The following is a 17,501-nucleotide window of genomic DNA, read 5'->3' as shown; positions in this document are numbered from 1 at the left end:
ATAATAAAAATACAATTAAAACAGGAACCTGTCATCTGTATAAGCGATGACAGGTCCTTTAAGTTTATTAAGAGTCAGGAAAAAATATGAAATTTAAAGAATTAAACCTAGAAAAACAATTACTAAAAGCTTTGACTGAAGAAGGTTATGAAAAACCATCTCCAATTCAGAAACAAGCAATCCCGCCAGCTCTTGAGGGCAGAGACATACTTGGATGTGCACAGACGGGAACAGGAAAGACAGCTGCATTTGCACTGCCTATACTAAATAAGCTAATTCAAAACAAAGATAGAAAACAAAAGAAGATAAGAGCCCTGATATTAACTCCTACAAGAGAACTTGCTCTTCAAATTTATGAAAGCATAGAGGCATATGGAAGACATACAGGAATTAAAAACTGCGTGATTTTTGGAGGAGTGTCTGCAAAACCACAGATTGAAAAGCTTAGAAGAGGTGTAGACATACTTGTTGCAACCCCAGGAAGGCTCAAAGACCTTGCTTCTCAAAGAGAAGTAGATTTGAAAAGTCTGGAAATCTTTGTTCTTGACGAGGCAGACAGGATGCTTGATATGGGATTTATCCATGATGTAAAAAAAATCATAACGATGATTCCAGAAAAAAGACAGACTATGTTCTTTTCAGCAACAATGCCTTCAGAAATACAAAACCTGGTTTCAAAAATACTCAAAAACCCGGTAAAAATTGAAGTAGCTCCAGTATCTTCAACAGCTGACACAATTGAACAGTCAGTATGTTTTGTAGATAAAAACAACAAACACAGACTGCTGATTGAATTTCTTAAAAGCGGAAATATAGGATCATCGCTGGTATTTACAAGAACTAAACATGGAGCAGACAAACTTGTAAAAGAACTTATAAAAGCAGGAATAAATGCAAGAGCTATCCATGGAAACAAATCTCAAAATGCAAGGCAGGCAGCCCTTAGCGAATTTAAGAGTGGAAAAATCAAAGTACTTGTAGCTACCGATCTGGCAGCCAGGGGAATAGATATAGAAGAACTTTCACATGTATTCAACTATGACCTTCCAAATATACCTGAAACTTATGTTCATCGTATAGGTCGTACAGGAAGAGCTGGACTTGAAGGAATATCCATATCTTTTTGTAATATAGAAGAAAAACCATATCTAAAAGATATAGAAAAGCTTATAGGAAAGAAAATTGTTGTCAATGACGAGCATAACTACCCTATGATAGTAATGTCAGTACCTGAGAAAGATAAAATCAACACAAAAAACAATACAAAATCCAGGAATCCAAGAGCGGAAGCACCAAGATCTGACCGCAAAAGAAGACCTAACAAAAAAAAATAAAAAAATTATAAAAAAAATGTTGCATTTATAAAACTACTGTTATATAATATATTAGTGTGTTTAATAAGAATTGCGTAGAAACGGAAGGTGGCTGGTTAAGTCCAGGGAATTTCCGTGGAGCATGCAACATCAAAGAATGTGGCGACTAGAGCCGAAAAGGCTGTTTTTTTACGGATGTTTACGAAACACCCGGGACAGTTTACGGATCGAGTCGTACGAGAATCGTACGATAGGAGGTAAAGAAGAATGTCTAAGAACCAAAAAATCAGAATAAGATTAAAGTCTTATGATCACAGAATGCTTGATCAGTCAGCTGAGAAAATTGTAGAAACTGCAAAAACAACAGGTGCTTCAGTAGCGGGCCCAATCCCACTGCCAACTGAGAAGCAAATAATCACAATTCTAAGAGCGGTACACAAGTACAAAGACTCTAGAGAGCAGTTTGAAATAAGAACTCACAAGAGATTAATCGACATTTCGAATCCAAGTCCAAAGACTGTAGATTCACTGATGAGATTAGATCTGCCAGCAGGAGTAGATATCGAAATCAAACTTTAATTAAAGAAATGAAGTTAAGGTATTACAATAAAAGATACCTTATCTTAGAATGATTGCATAGCAATCCGCTGTAAGAATAGGAGGTTTCCAAAATGAATGGAATATTAGGAAAAAAACTAGGAATGACTCAGATATTCACTGAAGACGGAATAATGGTTCCGGTAACAGTAGTAGAAGCAGGTCCTATGGTAGTTACACAGCTTAAAACTATTGAAAACGATGGTTACAAGGCTGTACAGGTTGGTTTCGGAGAGACTAAAGAAAAAAGTCTTAACAAGCCACAAAAAGGACACTTTGCAAAAGCAGGAGTAGGCCTTAAGAAATTTGTTAGAGAGTTCAGAAGTGAAGATGTTGCGAATTATACATTGGCTCAAGAGTTAAATGTAACTATGTTCGAAGTAGGATCAAAGGTTGACGTAACAGGAACTTCAAAAGGTAAAGGATTCCAGGGTCCAATAAAAAGACATAATCAGTCAAAAGGACCAATGACTCACGGTTCAAGATACCACAGAGGACCTGGATCAATGGGAGCTGCATCTGACCCATCAAGAGTTTTCAAAGGAAAAAAACTTGCGGGACATATGGGAGCTGTTACTAAAACAATCCAAAATCTTGAAATAATCAGAATAGACGCTGACAAGAACTTAATACTAATTAAAGGAGCAATTCCTGGACCTAAGAAGGGCTTAGTAGTAGTAAAGAAAGCCATCAAAGGTTAATGCGAAGGAAAGGAGGAATAAAAAATGCCTAAAGTTGATGTATTAGACTTAAACGGAAAAAAAGTTGATGAAATAGAGCTATCAGAAAGCGTATTCGGAATCGAAATGAGCGAGCATGCGGTTTATGAAGCGATTAAAAACTATTTAGCAAACCAGAGACAAGGTACTCAGTGTGCTAAGACCAGAGCAGAAGTACGTGGTGGAGGAAGAAAGCCATGGAAACAAAAAGGAACTGGTAGAGCTAGACAAGGTAGCACGAGATCACCACAGTGGAAAGGCGGCGGAGTAGTATTCGCACCAAAACCAAGAGATTACAGCTACGCAATACCTAAGAAAGTAAAGAGACTGGCTATGAAGAGTGTTCTTACTTCAAAAGCACTTGAAAACAAGCTGATAGTAGTAGATGAATTTGCTATGGACGCGCCAAAGACAAAAGACTTTATTAACGTAATGTCAGCACTTAACACTGGAAGAAAACCACTGATAATAACAGCAGAGAATTCACCTGTAGTTGTAAAATCAGGAAGAAATGTTCCGGGAGTAAAAATTTCATTTGTTAACATGCTTAACGTGTACGACGTTGTAAACAGTGACGTGCTTGTTATAACAAGGAAAGCAATTGAAAAAGTAGAGGAGGTGTACGCATAATGCTAGCACAAGATATCATAATAAGACCAGTAATTACTGAGCAAAGTATGACACAGGCACAAGATAAAAAGTACACTTTCATAGTTGCGAAAAACTCAAATAAAACGGAAATTAAAAAAGCTGTACAGGAAATATTCAAAGTTAAAGTAGAAAAAGTAAACACAATGAACTATGCTGGAAAGACTAAAAGAATGGGAAAGAACGAAGGTAAAACTTCATCTTTCAAGAAAGCAGTTGTAACCTTGACAGCAGCAAGCAAAGAAATAGAGTTCTTTGGTGTATAAAAGGAGGGGAATTAAATGGCTATAAAGAAATTTAGACCTACGTCACCTGGACTTAGATCTCTTACAGTATTAAATTCTGATGAGATCACTAAACACGAGCCAGAAAAGACACTTCTTGCAACATTAACAAAGAACGCAGGAAGAAATTCAAGAGGAAAAATCACAGTTCGTCACAGAGGTGGCGGTGCTAAGAGAAAATACAGAATAATAGACTTCAAGAGAAATAAAGATCAGGTGCCTGCAAAGGTTGCTGGAATCGAATATGATCCAAACAGAAGTGCAAATATAGCGCTGCTTCATTATGTTGATGGAGAGAAGAGATACATTCTTGCTCCAGTAGGACTTAAAGTTGGCGATATGATATATTCTGGAGCAGACTCAGACATAAAAGTTGGAAACTGCCTTAAGATGAAAGACATGCCAGTGGGAACACTAATCCACAACATAGAGCTTAAAGAAGGAAAAGGCGGACAGATCGTAAGATCAGCAGGAACTTCAGCTCAGTTAATGGCAAAAGAAGGTAAAAATGTACTTCTGAGACTTCCATCTGGAGAAATGAGATATGTAAATGCAAACTGTAAGGCTACAATAGGACAGGTTGGAAACATAGAGCATGGAAACGTTGTAATAGGTAAGGCTGGAAGAAAAAGACATATGGGAATCAGACCAACTGTAAGAGGATCTGTAATGAATCCTAATGACCATCCACACGGAGGAGGAGAAGGTAGATCACCAATAGGTAGACCATCACCAGTAACTCCATGGGGTAAACCAGCACTAGGATACAAAACAAGAGACAAAAAGAAAGCATCTAACAAGATGATAGTATCAGGAAGAAAGAAATAATAACCTTTGAAAGGAGGATTTCATAAGTGGGAAGATCATCTAAAAAAGGCCCTTTTGTACACGAAGGACTTTACAAAAAGATATTAGAAATGAATAAGACAAATGACAAGACTGTAATCAAAGTATGGTCTAGAGCATCAACAATATTCCCAGAATTCGTGGGACACACAATAGCAGTACATGATGGAAGAAAACACGTTCCTGTATATGTAACTGAAGATATGGTAGGACATAAGTTAGGCGAATTTGTTCCGACTAGAACATTCAAGGGACATAAGGACGACGATAGGTCTTCAAAGAGAAAATAATTCCTGTTTATAATAAGGAAGGAGGTAAGGAACATGCAAGCGAAAGCAATAGCGAAATACGTGAGAACTTCCCCAAGAAAAGCGGGATATGTATGCTCACTGGTTAGAGGAAAGAACGTTGACGAAGCAATAGCGATCTTGAAATATATGCCTCAAAGAAGTGCAAAAATAATATCAAAAGTAGTTGCATCAGCAGCAGCAAATGCTGAAAATAACAATAATATGGATAGAGAAAAACTTTATGTTGCAGAGATATGTGCAAACCAAGGACCAACTCTTAAGAGATTTATGCCAAGAGCACAAGGAAGAGCAACCGGTATAAGAAAAAGAACTAGCCATATCGGAGTTACAGTAAAAGAGAGATAGGAGGAAATAGCATGGGTCAAAAAGTTAACCCACACGGACTGAGAGTCGGAGTCAACAAAGACTGGGATTCTAGATGGTTCGCTGGTAAAGGTGATTTCGCAGCATTCATAAAAGAAGACGCTGTAATAAGAGACTTTGTAAAGAAAAAGCTATACCTATCAGGCGTAGCTAAAATAGAGATTGAAAGACAAGGCCAAAAAGTTAAGGTAAATGTATTCTCTGGAAAACCTGGAATGGTTATCGGAAAAGGTGGACAGGGAATAGAAGATCTTAAAAAAGATATCGAGAGATTAACAAAGGGAAAGACAGTGTTTGTTAATATAATCGAAGTATCAAGACCTGAAAAAGATGCACAACTAGTTGCAGAGAGCATAGCAATGGCTCTTGAGCGTAGAATAGCATTCAGAAGAGCTATGAAGCAAGCAATGCAAAGAGCTATGAAATCAGGAGCTAAGGGAATAAAAGTAGCAACAGCAGGGAGACTTGGTGGAGCAGAGATGGCAAGAACAGAGGGATATTCTGAAGGAATAGTTCCACTGCATACGCTTAGAGCTGACATTGACTACGGATTCGCAGAAGCAGACACAACATATGGTAAACTTGGTGTAAAAGTTTGGATATGTCACGGTGAAATATTACCATCAAGAAGAGGACCTAAGAGAGACTTCAGTGCTCCAGTAGTATCTCCAAAAGATGCAGGAAGAAAACCAAAGAGAAGAGACTTTGATCCAAATGCTAAGAAAAGTGATAGACCCAACAAAAGAGGGCCTAGACCAGCTAGCAGAGACGACCAAAACTAGGTCTTATTCAAAGGAAGGAGGAAACAATCATGTTAATGCCAAAAAGAGTAAAACGTCGTAGAGTGCATAGAGGCCATATGTCAGGAACTGCACAAAAAGGAAATAAGCTTGCTTATGGAGATTTTGGACTGGTTGCAATGGAGCCATCGTGGATAACTGCAAATCAGATAGAGGCTGCACGTATAGCGATTAACAGATATATAAAAAGAGGCGGTAAGGTGTGGATAAAAATATTCCCACATAAGCCAATAACAAAAAAGCCTGCTGAAACTCGTATGGGAGCTGGAAAAGGTTCCCCAGAGTATTGGGTAGCAGTAGTAAAACCAGGAAGAATATTATTTGAATTATCGGGTGTTTCTGAAGAGAAAGCCAGAGAAGCCATGAGACTTGCTAGTCACAAATTGCCAATTAAATGCAAATTCGTGACGAAAGCAGATTTTGAAGTAAAGGTTGGTGAAACGAATGAAGGCTAAGAATTTAAGAGAAATGACTAACGAAGAACTTTCTACTAAATTAACAGAGCTTAAAGTAGAATTATTCAACCTTAGATTCCAGCTGGCAACAGGACAGCTTGAGAATCCTGTAAAAGTTAAGTTCGTTAAAAGAGAAATCGCTCGTGTAAAAACTATTTTAAACGAGAAACAAAGAGCGTAACAAAAGCCTGTTTGGAGGGAGGTCAAGAATAATGGAAAGAGCAAATAGAAAAGTCAGAATTGGACATGTAACGTCTGATAAAATGGATAAGACTGTTGTAGTATCAATAGTTGAGTTTGTGCGTCACCCGCTTTATGGAAAAGCTGTAAAGAGAACTGTAAAGTTCAAGGCGCATGATGAAGAGAACACTTGTAAAACAGGTGACCGTGTGAAAATAATGGAAACTCGTCCACTATCTAAAGATAAGAGATGGAGAGTAGTAGAAGTAATAGAAAGAGCTGCTGAATAAATTTTAGCAGGAAGGAGGCAGATACAATGATACAACAAGAATCACGTCTTAGAGTTGCAGACAACTCGGGAGCAAAAGAGCTACTTTGTATTAGAGTATTAGGTGGATCGACTAGAAAGTCAGGAAACATCGGAGACATTATAGTTTGTTCAGTTAAAAGCACAACACCAGGCGGCGTTGTTAAAAAAGGTAAAGTAGTGAAAGCAGTTATTGTTCGTACAAAAACTGGCGTAAGAAGAAAAGATGGATCATACGTTAAATTTGATGAAAATGCTGCGGTAATAATCAAAGATGACAAGTCTCCAGTAGGTACTCGTATATTCGGGCCTGTTGCTAGAGAACTTAGAGATAAACAGTTTATGAAAATTATTTCACTTGCACCAGAAGTACTATAATTCAAGGAGGTGTTAGAAAGTGCGTATAAAAAGCGGAGATACAGTCGTAGTTATAAGTGGAAAAGATAAAGGCAAAAAAGGTAAAATAATGCAGGTATTCCCTAGTGCTGATAAAGTACTGGTAGAAGGAGTAAATGTAGTTACAAAACACCAAAAGCCAAGCAAAGACCACCCACAAGGTGGAATTATAAAAAAAGAATCAGCAATTCACAGTTCGAATGTAATGCCATATGACTCAAAAGCTGGAAAAGGCGTTAGAGTATCATTTAAAGAAGTGAATGGCAAGAAAGTTCGTGTTTCTAAAAAAACAGGCGAGCAGATATAGATTTAGAATGGACGAAAGGAGGCAAATAAATGGCTTCAAGACTTAGAGAAAAATATAAAAACGAAATAGCCAAAGGTATGATGGAGAAATTCAATTACTCAAACGTTATGGAAATTCCAAAAATCAACAAAGTTGTTATAAATATGGGACTTGGATCAGCTAAGGAGAATGTAAAACTTCTTGATGCGGCAGTATCAGAACTTGAAACTATCACTGGACAAAAAGTTATTGTAACAAAAGCCAGTAAATCAGTTGCAAACTTCAAGCTAAGAGAAGGAATGCCGATAGGAGCTAAAGTTACACTTAGAGGAGATAACATGCTACATTTTGTAGACAAACTTGTTAATATATCACTTCCACGTGTAAGAGACTTCAGAGGAGTAAACACAAAATCTTTTGATGGTAGAGGAAACTATGCCCTTGGAATAAAGGAACAGTTAATTTTCCCTGAAATAGAGTATGATAAAGTAGATGTAGTAAGGGGAATGGATATTGTATTCGTTACTACAGCAAAGACTGACGAAGAGGCAAGAGAGTTACTAAAGCTCTACGGAATGCCTTTCGCTAAGTAAAAAAGGAGGTAAAAAGCATGGCAAGAAAAGCTATGATAATTAAACAGGCAAAAAAGCAAAAGTACCCTACTAGAGAATATACAAGATGTAGCCTTTGCGGAAGACCTCACGCAGTTCTGAAAAAATTCGGAATATGCCGTATATGCTTTAGAGAATTAGCTTACAAAGGACAAATACCAGGAGTAAGAAAAGCAAGCTGGTAATTGTAAACCATGGAAGGAGGTTAAAATCATGACAATGACAGATCCAATCGCAGATATGCTGACACGTGTAAGAAATGCTAACACAGTTAGACACGAAAATGTTGACGTACCTGCATCAAATATAAAAAAAGAATTAGCTCGAATACTTCTTGAAGAAGGATTCGTAAAAGGATACGATGTAATCGAAGATGGTAAGCAAGGCCTTATCAGATTACAACTAAAGTATGGTAAAAATGGTGAGAAAGTAATCACTGGAATAAAGAGAATATCAAAGCCGGGTATGAGAGTTTATGCAGATAGTCACTCAGTACCAAGAGTTTTAAATGGACTTGGAATTTCAATAATTTCCACATCAAAAGGAATACTAACTGACAAGCAAGCTAGAGAGCTTGGAATAGGCGGAGAGGTAATCTGCTACGTTTGGTAATAATATGCAAAGGAGGTGCCTAAATGTCAAGAATAGGACTTAAACCAATTACAGTGCCAGCAGGCGTTGAAATAAAACTGGATAATAAGAACTTCTGCGAAGTTAAAGGACCAAAAGGAACATTAACTCAGCAGTTCAGCCCAGATATGAAAATAGAGATTTCAGAAGGAATAGCAACAGTGTCTAGACCTACTGAGCAGAAAAAACATAAATCGCTACACGGACTTACAAGAACATTACTAAGCAACATGATGACAGGTGTTACAGAAGGTTATACTAAGAAACTGGAAGTCGTAGGAGTTGGTTACAGAGCTGCAAAGCAAGGTAATTCACTTAACCTGAGCCTTGGATTCTCACATCCGGTAGAAATGATAGACCCAGAAGGTATCGAGACTGAGGTTCCAACTCAGACAGAGATCATCGTAAAAGGAATTGACAAGCAAGTTGTAGGAAACTACGCTGCAAAAATAAGAGCTTGGAGAGAGCCAGAGCCTTACAAAGGTAAAGGAATCAGATACTCAGGCGAAAAAGTAAGACGTAAAGAAGGAAAAACTGGTAAGAAATAGTAAATAAAAGCGAAAGGAGTGATGAAGGTGTTCAAAAAGATAGATAAAAACTCAAATCGTATAGCTAGACACAAAAGAGTCCGCAAAAACGTATTTGGAACTCCTGAAAGACCGAGAATGAACGTATTCAGAAGTACAAATAACATATATGTACAGCTCGTAGATGACGTAAACAAAGTAACTCTTGCTTCAGCTTCTACTTTAGACAAAGAAATCAAGTCAGCAGTAGAGCATACGGGAAATAAGGAAGCTGCTAGAAAAGTGGGAGAACTTGCTGCTAAGAGAGCAATAGAAAAAGGAATCAAGCAAGTTGTATTTGACAGAGGTGGATATATTTACCACGGAAGAATCCAGGAACTTGCAAACGGAGCTAGAGAAGCTGGCCTTGAATTCTAGGAGAAGGAGGAGAATAAATGCGCGCAAAGCAAATAGATGCAAAACAACTAGATATAGAGACTAAAGTTCTTGAAATCAGAAGAGTAACAAAAGTTGTTAAAGGTGGTAGAAACTTTAGATTCGCTGCACTGGTTGTAGTTGGAGATAAAAATGGACACGTTGGTATAGGAACTGGAAAAGCTATGGAAGTTCCAGAAGCTATCAGAAAAGCTGAAGAAGATGCAAAAAAATCTTTAATCGTAGTTCCAATGGTAGGAACAACAGTTCCTCACCAGATAAAAGGAAGATTTGGAGCAGGAAACGTTCTTATTATGCCCGCTAGAGAAGGTACAGGAGTTATAGCTGGAGGACCAGTTAGATCAGTACTTGAGCTTGCAGGATTAACAGATGTAAGAGCTAAATCTTTAGGAACCAACAATCCAAGAAACATGGTTAACGCTACAATGGAAGGCCTTAAAGGGCTTAGACTGGCAGCAGACGTAGCGGCTCTTAGAGGGAAAAAAGTAGAAGACCTTTAATGGCGAAGACCTTTTAAGATAGGAGGAAAGAACATTGCTTAAGATAAAACTATCTAGAAGTCCAATAGGTACAAGACCTAATCAAAGGAAAACTCTAATTGCTCTTGGACTTACTAAGAGAGAGCAAGTAGTTGAAAAACAAGACAATCCTCAAATCAGAGGAATGATAAATGTAGTTAGTCATTTAGTAACAGTAGAAGAAGCTTAATAAAGGAGGTGTACGCGTTGAGACTACACGAACTAAGACCTGCAGAAGGCGGTGCAGTTAAGCCAAAGAGAAGAATTGGTAGAGGTACAGCGACTGGACAAGGTAAAACAGCTGGTAGAGGTCAAAAAGGACAATGGTCACGTTCAGGTGGAGGCGTTAGACCTGGATTCGAGGGAGGACAGACTTCTATAATGAGAAGACTTCCTAAAAGAGGATTCAGCAACGTTGATTTTGAAACAAAATATACTGTAATAGACCTTGATGTATTAAATAGATTCGAAGATGGAACCGAAATTACAGCGGAACTATTAAAAGAAACTAAAACGATCAAAAAAATAGAAAAAGACGGAATAAAAATATTAGGAAGCGGCAATCTGGAAAAGAAACTTACTGTGAAAGCAAACAAGTTTACAGGATCAGCTGCTAGCAAGATTGAAGCAGCTGGAGGAAAGGCTGAGGTGATCTAATTGCTTAATACTTTTAAGAAGGCACTGAAAATTCCCGAACTAAGAAAAAAACTAGTATTTACGTTTCTGATGCTGATAGTATTTCGCATAGGTTCATCGATACCGGTACCAGGAATTGACGTTGCAGTTGTAAAAGAGGCAATAAATCAACATGGTGGAGCATTTGCACTGTATGATGTTATTTCAGGAAGCGCACTGAGCAACTTTACATTGTTTGCACTGAGTGTAACCCCTTACATTACATCTTCAATCATAATACAGTTGCTGGCAGTAGCAATACCTTCAATGGAAGAAATGCAGAAATCCGGAGAACAGGGAAGAAAAAAACTTGCTTCATGGACCAGGTATTTAACAATAATGTTAGCACTGATACAAGCAACTGCATTAAGCATTGGTATGTTCAGAAGTGCATTAATGTCAGACTCTATAATGTCTACTGTTGCAGTAGTCCTAACACTTACAGCAGGAACAGCATTCTTGATGTGGCTGGGCGAAATGATAACAGAAAAGGGAGTAGGAAACGGAATGTCAATGATAATATTCTTTGGAATAGTATCAAGATTCCCTAATGACGTAAAGCAGACTATAGCTCTTGCTAAAGCAGGACAGATCAATTATATACAAATAGCGTTATTCCTTCTTATTTCTATATTGATAGTGGTAGGAGTTATAATGATACTGCAAGGTGTTAGAAAAATACCTGTACAGTATGCAAAAAGAACAGTAGGAAGAAGTACTTACGGTGGCAAGCAATCGCATATGCCACTTAAAGTAAATCAGGCAGGTGTTATACCAGTAATATTTGCATCTTCACTGCTGGCATTCCCACAGGTTCTTCAGCTTTTTATTAAAAATCCAACTTATGCACAATTTGTAGCTAAGTGGTTTAATGGAACTCAAGCACCTGGAATATATGTATTCTCGCTTTTACAGTTTGTACTGGTAATAGGATTCTCGTATTTTTATATTTCAATCACATTCAACCCAGTTGAGGTGGCAGATAATCTAAAAAATGCAAACGGATTTATTCCAGGAATAAGACCAGGAAAACCAACATCTGATTTTATAACTAAATCACTGAACAGATTAACATTCGTAGGAGCTGTATTCCTTGCTATAATAGCATCTGTACCAACTATGCTTTATCAGGCTACAAACGTGCCTTTTCAGTTCGGTGGAACGTCACTGCTGATAGTGGTAGGAGTTGCTATAGAAACAGCTAAACAGCTGGAATCACAGACAGTGATGAGAAATTATCAAGGATTCTTAAAATAATCCTTAAAGGAGATGATTGTAATGAAACTTATATTACTTGGGCCTCCAGGGGCAGGTAAAGGGACGCAAGCAGCCAATATTGTAAATGCATATGAGGCTGTGCACATCTCGACAGGAGATATATTCAGAAAGAATATAAAAGAAAATACCGATCTTGGTAAAAAAGCCAAAGAATATATGGATAAAGGCCTACTTGTTCCGGATGAATTAGTGGTAGAACTTGTGGCTGACAGACTTGAGCAAGACGATGTAAAAGACGGATTCTTGCTTGATGGCTTTCCAAGAACAGTAAACCAGGCGCAGGCGCTTGACAAAGTACTTGAAAGCTTAAATGGAAAGATTTATAAAGTTATAAACATTCAAGTAGACAAGAATAATCTTGTTGAAAGAGCGGTAGGCAGAAGAATCTGTAAAAAATGTGGAGCGACTTACCACATAAGCTTCAATCCTTCCAAATCTGAGGGAATATGTGATGTTTGCGAAGGTGAACTATACCAGAGAACTGACGATGTAGAAGAAACAGTAGCCAAGAGAATTCAAGTTTATCTTGATGAGACACAGCCGCTAATTGACTACTATACAAAATCAGGCACCATAGTTACAATTAATGGCGACCAGGATATAAGCAAAGTATTCAATGACATAAAGCTGGCTTTGGGAAGTGAAGATTAATGATTATACTAAAGTCGAAAAACGAAATCGAATTTATAAGAGAAGCCGGCAAGATAGTAGCATACACGCATGAGTTGCTTAGAGAAGCAATCAAACCAGGTATATCGACATTTGAGTTAGACGAGATTGCCTACAAAGCGATAATAAAGCATAATGCTTTACCATCTTTCAAAGGTTATGGAGGATTTCCTGCAAGCATATGTGCTTCAAAAAATGAAGTTGTAGTTCATGGAATTCCGAAAAAAGATGACATCCTTATGGAAGGGGACATAATAAGCATAGACATTGGTGCCGAGTACAAGGGTTACCATGGAGATGCGGCAAAGACCCATCCTGTAGGAAAGATAACTGAAGATGATGCAAGGCTGATTAAAGAAACTCGAGAAAGTTTTTATAAAGGAATAGAACAAGCATTGGTTGGTAAGAGGTTGTCAGACATATCACATGCAATTCAGTCACACGTTGAAGAGTTTGGATTCTCAGTAGTAAGGGAATTCGTTGGACACGGTGTCGGCAGAAGTCTGCATGAAGATCCGCAGATTCCCAACTATGGACCACCAGATAGAGGACCTAGACTCGAAAGCGGCATGGTACTTGCTATAGAACCCATGATAAATCAAGGAACCTATAAAGTACAGGTATTGGAAGATGGTTGGACTGTTAAAACAATAGACGGAAAGAAATCATCCCATTATGAGCACACTATAGCCATTACAGATAACGGACCCGATATATTAACAAAACTATAGGAGCAAATGATGGAGAAGCTTGAAATAGGTCAAATAGTCAGAAGTAACTCTGGAAGAGATAAAAACAGGCTCTTCATTGTCATAGGACTGTCAGATAATGGGTATGTATATATAGTAGATGGAAAGTACAAAACGGTACAAACTCCAAAGCTGAAAAATGCAAAACACTTAGATGATATGAAACGCGTGGCCAGTATACAGATTGATGAAGAAACAACCGACCCGGAAAGTCAAAATGCCACAATCAGGAAAGAATTAAAGAGACTAGGAAATGAAATGGAGGAAGTAGTTTATGTCTAAAAAAGACGTAATAGAACTTGAAGGAACAATATTAGATGCTCTTCCAAACGCAATGTTTAAAGTGAAATTGGAAAATGATCATGAAATAATAGCACATATATCTGGTAAACTGAGGATGAACTTCATCAGGATACTGCCAGGAGATAAAGTTACGGTTGAACTTTCGCCTTATGATTTGACTAAAGGCAGAATCACATGGAGAAAGAAATAAACCAAGGAGGTAAAAAAGATGAAAGTAAGACCATCTGTTAAGCCTATTTGCGAAAAATGTAAAATCATTAAGAGAAAAGGGCGAGTAATGGTAATCTGTGAAAATCCTAAGCATAAGCAGAAACAAGGCTAAAAATTAAAATTTGTATGAAAATTTCAGATAAAATTCACAAATAGGAGGTGTAATACATGGCTCGTATTGCCGGTGTAGACTTACCAAGAGAAAAAAGAGTTGAGATTGGTCTGACATATATATATGGAATTGGGAAAGAAACTTCTCATAAAATTCTTGCTACTACAGGAGTAAATCCTGATACAAGAATTAAAGACCTTACTGACGAAGAAGTAAACAATCTTAGAAAAGCTATAGACGAATTCACTGTTGAGGGTGACCTTAGAAGAGAAATAGCACTTAATATCAAGAGACTTAGAGATATCAGATGCTATAGAGGAATCAGACATCAAAAAGGTCTTCCTGTAAGAGGTCAAAAGACTAAGACTAACGCAAGAACAAGAAAAGGACCTAAGAGAACAGTAGGACGTAAGAAGAAGAAATAATCTATCAGTAAGGAGGGAAAAAAATGGCTAAACCAAAAAAAGTTACTCGTGTAAGAAGAAGAGAACGTAAAAATATAGAAAAAGGTCATGCACATATACAGTCAACATTTAATAACACAATAGTTACACTGACTGACGTTCATGGAAACGCATTATCATGGGCAAGTGCTGGACAATTAGGCTTCAAAGGATCAAGAAAAGCAACTCCATATGCTGCACAGATGGCAGCAGAGTCAGCTACAAAAGCTGCAATGGAGCACGGATTAAAATCTGTAGAAGTATTTGTTAAGGGACCAGGTTCAGGCAGAGAAGCTGCAATCAGAGCGCTACAGGCAACTGGATTAGATGTTACAATGATCAAAGACGTAACTCCAATCCCTCACAATGGTTGTAGACCGCCAAAGAGAAGAAGAGTGTAATTAGGAGGAGAGTTATGGCAAGATATACAGAAGCATCATGCAGACTATGCCGTAGAGAAGGAATGAAACTTTTCCTAAAAGGCGACAGATGTTATACAGGCAAATGTGCTATGGCTAAAAGAGCATACGCACCTGGACAACACGGTCAGAATAATAGAAAAAAAGTTTCTAACTACGGTGAGCAATTAAGAGAAAAACAAAAAGTTAAAAGAATATATGGATTACTTGAGACTCAGTTCTACAACTTATTTGAAAAGGCTGACAAAATGCCAGGAAAATCAGGTGAAAACCTACTTAGCCTGCTTGAGAGAAGACTTGACAATACAGTTTACAGAATGGGACTTGCTAATTCAAGAAAAGAAGCAAGACAACTTGTAACGCACGGACACTTTATATTAAACGGACACAAAGTTGATATACCGTCACTTCTTGTTAAAGTTGGAGATGTAATAGAAGTTAAAGAAGGTTCAAGATCATCAGCTAAATTTAAGGGCTTTGTTGAGGCAGCTATAAGAACAGCTCCAAAATGGTTAGAAGCAGACCTTGCAAACATGAAAGCAAGAGTTGTAGCTATACCTGATAGAGAAGATATCGACCTTGAAGTATCAGAGCACCTTATTGTCGAGCTTTACTCTAAGTAAAATCTTAGTACCCTCGGTAAACAGCAACTATTATATTTTGTATAATCCAAGGAGGGTTAAAATCAAATGATAGAAATCGAAAAACCGAATATTCATGTATTGGAGTTCAAAGAAAATTATGGAAAATTTGCAGTCGAACCACTGGAAAGAGGTTTTGGCCACACAGTAGGAAACTCACTGAGAAGACTTCTACTATCTTCACTCCCTGGTGCTGCTGTTACTTCTATTAAGATTGATGGAGTTCTTCATGAGTTCTCAACGATTCCAGGTGTAAAAGAAGATGTTACAGAGCTGATACTGACTTTAAAGGAACTTTCAATGAAAATTGAAGGGGACGGACCTAAAACTCTGAAAATTGAGCACAAGGGTGAAGGGACTATAACTGCAAGAGACATATATTGTCCTGCAGGAGTAGAAATACTAAATGAAGACCTTCACATAGCAACACTGACAGAAGACGCGGATCTGTATATGGAAATATACGTTGACAAAGGCAGAGGTTATGTTGCTGCAGAGAATAATAAATCTGAATCAATGCCAATAGGCGTAATACCTGTTGATTCTATATATACACCAGTACACAAGTGCAGTTACTCAGTAGAAAATACAAGAGTCGGAGCCAGAACAGACTTTGAGAGACTTGTACTAGAATTGTGGACTGATGGAAGTATAAATCCACAAGAAGGAGTCTCATTGGCTGCTAAAATACTTGTGGAACACCTTAATCTATTCATTAATCTTAGTGAAAACCTAAGCACTATGGAAATAATGGTAGAAAAAGAAGAAGGCAAAAAAGAAAAAGTTCTTGAGATGACTATAGAAGAACTAGATCTTTCAGTAAGATCATACAACTGTCTTAAGAGAGCTGGAATCAACACTGTTGAAGAGCTTACAGAAAAGACTGAAGATGATATGATGAAAGTCAGAAACCTGGGTAAAAAATCCCTGGAAGAGGTAATTCAAAAACTAGAAGAGCTTGGATTTGGACTAAAATCAAGCGAAGACTAGGATAAGGAGGACATAGATGGCAAAATACAGAAAGCTTGGAATGGTTAGCTCACATAGAAACCTTGTTCTAAGAAATATGACAACTGACCTGTTGAAACATGGAAAAATCACAACAACAGAAACCAGAGCAAAAGAATTAAAGAGAATGGCTGATAAAATGATAACTCTTGGAAAAAGAGGAGATCTTCATGCCAGAAGACAAGCTCTTGCATATATGATGGACGAGACTGTAGTTAAGAATCTGTTCGATGAGATTGCACCAAAGTATGCTGAAAGAAATGGTGGATACTCAAGAATAATCAAGACTATGCCAAGACGTGGGGATGCAGCTCCAATGGCAATAATCGAATTAGTGTAATAGCTTTACTAAACAGAATTAAACACCCGAGATGGGTGTTTTTTTTATCCATAATTCCAAAAAAATAAAGGGGCTGTCGGGAAATAGCCCCCAAAGAAAAAAGCGACTAGTTCGCTTTTTTTAATGCAAAAAAAAGCAAAAAAAAATGACAAAATATATTGCCATCTTTTCCCGTTATATTTTATAATATAACTACTCATGAAACAATATTATAACCAATTTTTTGAAAAAGGACAACAGGTTATTAATTTTAATCTTTACAATTTAGGTTTATCTGCTGACGATCCAGTCTATACCCTAATAAATACATTGGAGGATTTCGATTTTTCTAGCTTACTGGCTAGATACTCAAACAAGGGAAGAAAAGGCTATAACCCTATTATGTTATTTGCAGTATTGCTTTACGCAAATATGAGAGGAATTAGAGC

The 17,501-nt window shown here is 37.6% G+C and carries 33 protein-coding genes and 1 pseudogene; all 34 read left to right on the top strand.

Translation table 11 applies throughout. The features are described 5' to 3' along the window. The first annotated feature begins 86 nt into the window (after positions 1-86). Positions 87-1,334, top strand: coding sequence for a DEAD/DEAH box helicase (locus tag G558_RS12985; RefSeq protein ID WP_051188633.1), 1,248 nt, complete (start codon positions 87-89; stop codon positions 1,332-1,334). Between the two features lie 246 nt (positions 1,335-1,580). Further along, positions 1,581-1,892 carry a 30S ribosomal protein S10 gene (gene rpsJ, locus G558_RS0109815; protein ID WP_028830013.1) on the top strand — a complete coding sequence of 104 codons (312 nt, stop codon included), beginning with the start codon at positions 1,581-1,583 and terminating at the stop codon, positions 1,890-1,892. Positions 1,893-1,984: 92 nt separating this feature from the next. Further along, positions 1,985-2,611 carry a 50S ribosomal protein L3 gene (rplC, locus tag G558_RS0109810; protein WP_028830012.1) on the top strand — a complete coding sequence of 209 codons (627 nt, stop codon included), beginning with the start codon at positions 1,985-1,987 and terminating at the stop codon, positions 2,609-2,611. Between the two features lie 24 nt (positions 2,612-2,635). Further along, complete coding sequence (rplD, locus tag G558_RS0109805; protein WP_028830011.1) at positions 2,636-3,259, top strand: 50S ribosomal protein L4; 624 nt, start codon at positions 2,636-2,638, stop codon at positions 3,257-3,259. Further along, on the top strand, positions 3,259-3,543 hold the full coding sequence (gene rplW / locus G558_RS0109800; RefSeq protein WP_028830010.1) for a 50S ribosomal protein L23: 285 nt from the start codon (positions 3,259-3,261) through the stop codon (positions 3,541-3,543). Before rplD ends, rplW begins: the two co-directional genes overlap by 1 nt. 15 nt (positions 3,544-3,558) lie before the next feature. Further along, complete coding sequence (gene rplB / locus G558_RS0109795) at positions 3,559-4,389, top strand: 50S ribosomal protein L2 (protein WP_028830009.1); 831 nt, start codon at positions 3,559-3,561, stop codon at positions 4,387-4,389. A gap of 26 nt (positions 4,390-4,415) precedes the next feature. Continuing rightward, positions 4,416-4,697: a 30S ribosomal protein S19 gene (gene rpsS / locus G558_RS0109790; RefSeq protein WP_028830008.1), complete on the top strand. Its 282-nt coding sequence runs from the start codon at positions 4,416-4,418 to the stop codon at positions 4,695-4,697. Positions 4,698-4,730: 33 nt separating this feature from the next. Then, complete coding sequence (gene rplV, locus G558_RS0109785) at positions 4,731-5,063, top strand: 50S ribosomal protein L22 (protein WP_028830007.1); 333 nt, start codon at positions 4,731-4,733, stop codon at positions 5,061-5,063. Positions 5,064-5,074: 11 nt separating this feature from the next. Beyond that, on the top strand, positions 5,075-5,863 hold the full coding sequence (gene rpsC, locus G558_RS0109780) for a 30S ribosomal protein S3 (RefSeq protein WP_028830006.1): 789 nt from the start codon (positions 5,075-5,077) through the stop codon (positions 5,861-5,863). 29 nt (positions 5,864-5,892) lie between these two features. Continuing rightward, on the top strand, positions 5,893-6,336 hold the full coding sequence (gene rplP, locus G558_RS0109775) for a 50S ribosomal protein L16 (protein WP_028830005.1): 444 nt from the start codon (positions 5,893-5,895) through the stop codon (positions 6,334-6,336). Next, positions 6,326-6,517, top strand: coding sequence for a 50S ribosomal protein L29 (gene rpmC / locus G558_RS0109770; protein WP_028830004.1), 192 nt, complete (start codon positions 6,326-6,328; stop codon positions 6,515-6,517). Before rplP ends, rpmC begins: the two co-directional genes overlap by 11 nt. A gap of 31 nt (positions 6,518-6,548) precedes the next feature. Next, the gene (gene rpsQ / locus G558_RS0109765) at positions 6,549-6,806 is read left to right on the top strand and encodes a 30S ribosomal protein S17 (protein WP_028830003.1); all 258 of its coding nucleotides are present in this window, start codon (positions 6,549-6,551) and stop codon (positions 6,804-6,806) included. 26 nt (positions 6,807-6,832) lie between these two features. Continuing rightward, positions 6,833-7,201, top strand: coding sequence for a 50S ribosomal protein L14 (gene rplN / locus G558_RS0109760; RefSeq protein ID WP_028830002.1), 369 nt, complete (start codon positions 6,833-6,835; stop codon positions 7,199-7,201). Positions 7,202-7,220: 19 nt separating this feature from the next. Then, entirely contained in the window at positions 7,221-7,526 is a 306-nt protein-coding gene (rplX, locus tag G558_RS0109755) for a 50S ribosomal protein L24 (protein ID WP_028830001.1), read from the top strand. A 29-nt stretch (positions 7,527-7,555) separates the two neighbouring features. Continuing rightward, a complete protein-coding gene (gene rplE / locus G558_RS0109750; RefSeq protein WP_028830000.1) occupies positions 7,556-8,098 on the top strand; it encodes a 50S ribosomal protein L5 in 543 nt (180 codons plus the stop codon). A gap of 17 nt (positions 8,099-8,115) precedes the next feature. Further along, positions 8,116-8,301, top strand: a complete 186-nt coding sequence (locus G558_RS0109745) for a type Z 30S ribosomal protein S14 (RefSeq protein WP_028829999.1) — start codon at positions 8,116-8,118, stop codon at positions 8,299-8,301. A gap of 28 nt (positions 8,302-8,329) precedes the next feature. Further along, positions 8,330-8,728, top strand: a complete 399-nt coding sequence (rpsH, locus tag G558_RS0109740; RefSeq protein ID WP_028829998.1) for a 30S ribosomal protein S8 — start codon at positions 8,330-8,332, stop codon at positions 8,726-8,728. 23 nt (positions 8,729-8,751) lie between these two features. Beyond that, positions 8,752-9,294: a 50S ribosomal protein L6 gene (rplF, locus tag G558_RS0109735; protein WP_028829997.1), complete on the top strand. Its 543-nt coding sequence runs from the start codon at positions 8,752-8,754 to the stop codon at positions 9,292-9,294. A gap of 27 nt (positions 9,295-9,321) precedes the next feature. Beyond that, positions 9,322-9,690 (top strand): 50S ribosomal protein L18, encoded by a 369-nt coding sequence (gene rplR, locus G558_RS0109730; protein WP_084502885.1) that lies wholly within the window; start codon positions 9,322-9,324, stop codon positions 9,688-9,690. Between the two features lie 17 nt (positions 9,691-9,707). Next, positions 9,708-10,208, top strand: a complete 501-nt coding sequence (gene rpsE, locus G558_RS0109725) for a 30S ribosomal protein S5 (protein ID WP_028829995.1) — start codon at positions 9,708-9,710, stop codon at positions 10,206-10,208. A gap of 34 nt (positions 10,209-10,242) precedes the next feature. Beyond that, positions 10,243-10,416 (top strand): 50S ribosomal protein L30, encoded by a 174-nt coding sequence (gene rpmD, locus G558_RS0109720; protein ID WP_028829994.1) that lies wholly within the window; start codon positions 10,243-10,245, stop codon positions 10,414-10,416. Positions 10,417-10,433: 17 nt separating this feature from the next. Continuing rightward, positions 10,434-10,883: a 50S ribosomal protein L15 gene (gene rplO / locus G558_RS0109715; RefSeq protein WP_028829993.1), complete on the top strand. Its 450-nt coding sequence runs from the start codon at positions 10,434-10,436 to the stop codon at positions 10,881-10,883. Further along, positions 10,884-12,158, top strand: a complete 1,275-nt coding sequence (gene secY, locus G558_RS0109710) for a preprotein translocase subunit SecY (RefSeq protein WP_028829992.1) — start codon at positions 10,884-10,886, stop codon at positions 12,156-12,158. Positions 12,159-12,179: 21 nt separating this feature from the next. Next, entirely contained in the window at positions 12,180-12,830 is a 651-nt protein-coding gene (locus G558_RS0109705) for an adenylate kinase (protein ID WP_028829991.1), read from the top strand. Next, entirely contained in the window at positions 12,830-13,579 is a 750-nt protein-coding gene (map, locus tag G558_RS0109700) for a type I methionyl aminopeptidase (protein ID WP_028829990.1), read from the top strand. The genes G558_RS0109705 and map overlap by 1 nt, the downstream gene beginning before the upstream one ends. 6 nt (positions 13,580-13,585) lie before the next feature. After that, the gene (locus G558_RS0109695; RefSeq protein WP_028829989.1) at positions 13,586-13,879 is read left to right on the top strand and encodes a KOW domain-containing RNA-binding protein; all 294 of its coding nucleotides are present in this window, start codon (positions 13,586-13,588) and stop codon (positions 13,877-13,879) included. Further along, a complete protein-coding gene (infA, locus tag G558_RS0109690) occupies positions 13,872-14,090 on the top strand; it encodes a translation initiation factor IF-1 (RefSeq protein ID WP_028829988.1) in 219 nt (72 codons plus the stop codon). Before G558_RS0109695 ends, infA begins: the two co-directional genes overlap by 8 nt. Before the next feature lie 18 nt (positions 14,091-14,108). Then, positions 14,109-14,222, top strand: a complete 114-nt coding sequence (gene rpmJ, locus G558_RS0109685; RefSeq protein WP_025434559.1) for a 50S ribosomal protein L36 — start codon at positions 14,109-14,111, stop codon at positions 14,220-14,222. Positions 14,223-14,278: 56 nt separating this feature from the next. After that, a complete protein-coding gene (rpsM, locus tag G558_RS0109680; protein WP_028829987.1) occupies positions 14,279-14,647 on the top strand; it encodes a 30S ribosomal protein S13 in 369 nt (122 codons plus the stop codon). 23 nt (positions 14,648-14,670) lie between these two features. Next, complete coding sequence (gene rpsK, locus G558_RS0109675) at positions 14,671-15,066, top strand: 30S ribosomal protein S11 (protein ID WP_028829986.1); 396 nt, start codon at positions 14,671-14,673, stop codon at positions 15,064-15,066. Positions 15,067-15,080: 14 nt separating this feature from the next. Next, positions 15,081-15,707, top strand: a complete 627-nt coding sequence (gene rpsD, locus G558_RS0109670) for a 30S ribosomal protein S4 (protein ID WP_028829985.1) — start codon at positions 15,081-15,083, stop codon at positions 15,705-15,707. 66 nt (positions 15,708-15,773) lie between these two features. Further along, positions 15,774-16,715 carry a DNA-directed RNA polymerase subunit alpha gene (locus tag G558_RS0109665; protein ID WP_028829984.1) on the top strand — a complete coding sequence of 314 codons (942 nt, stop codon included), beginning with the start codon at positions 15,774-15,776 and terminating at the stop codon, positions 16,713-16,715. Between the two features lie 16 nt (positions 16,716-16,731). Next, complete coding sequence (gene rplQ / locus G558_RS0109660; RefSeq protein WP_028829983.1) at positions 16,732-17,073, top strand: 50S ribosomal protein L17; 342 nt, start codon at positions 16,732-16,734, stop codon at positions 17,071-17,073. A 198-nt stretch (positions 17,074-17,271) separates the two neighbouring features. After that, a pseudogene (locus G558_RS14200) lies at positions 17,272-17,501 on the top strand (hypothetical protein); the annotation flags it as partial.

This window comes from Proteocatella sphenisci DSM 23131 (assembly GCF_000423525.1).
GTDB lineage: Bacteria > Bacillota > Clostridia > Peptostreptococcales > Filifactoraceae > Proteocatella > Proteocatella sphenisci.
Note: the sequence above shows the minus strand (reverse complement) of the source record. Positions and strands in the feature narration are given on the sequence as shown.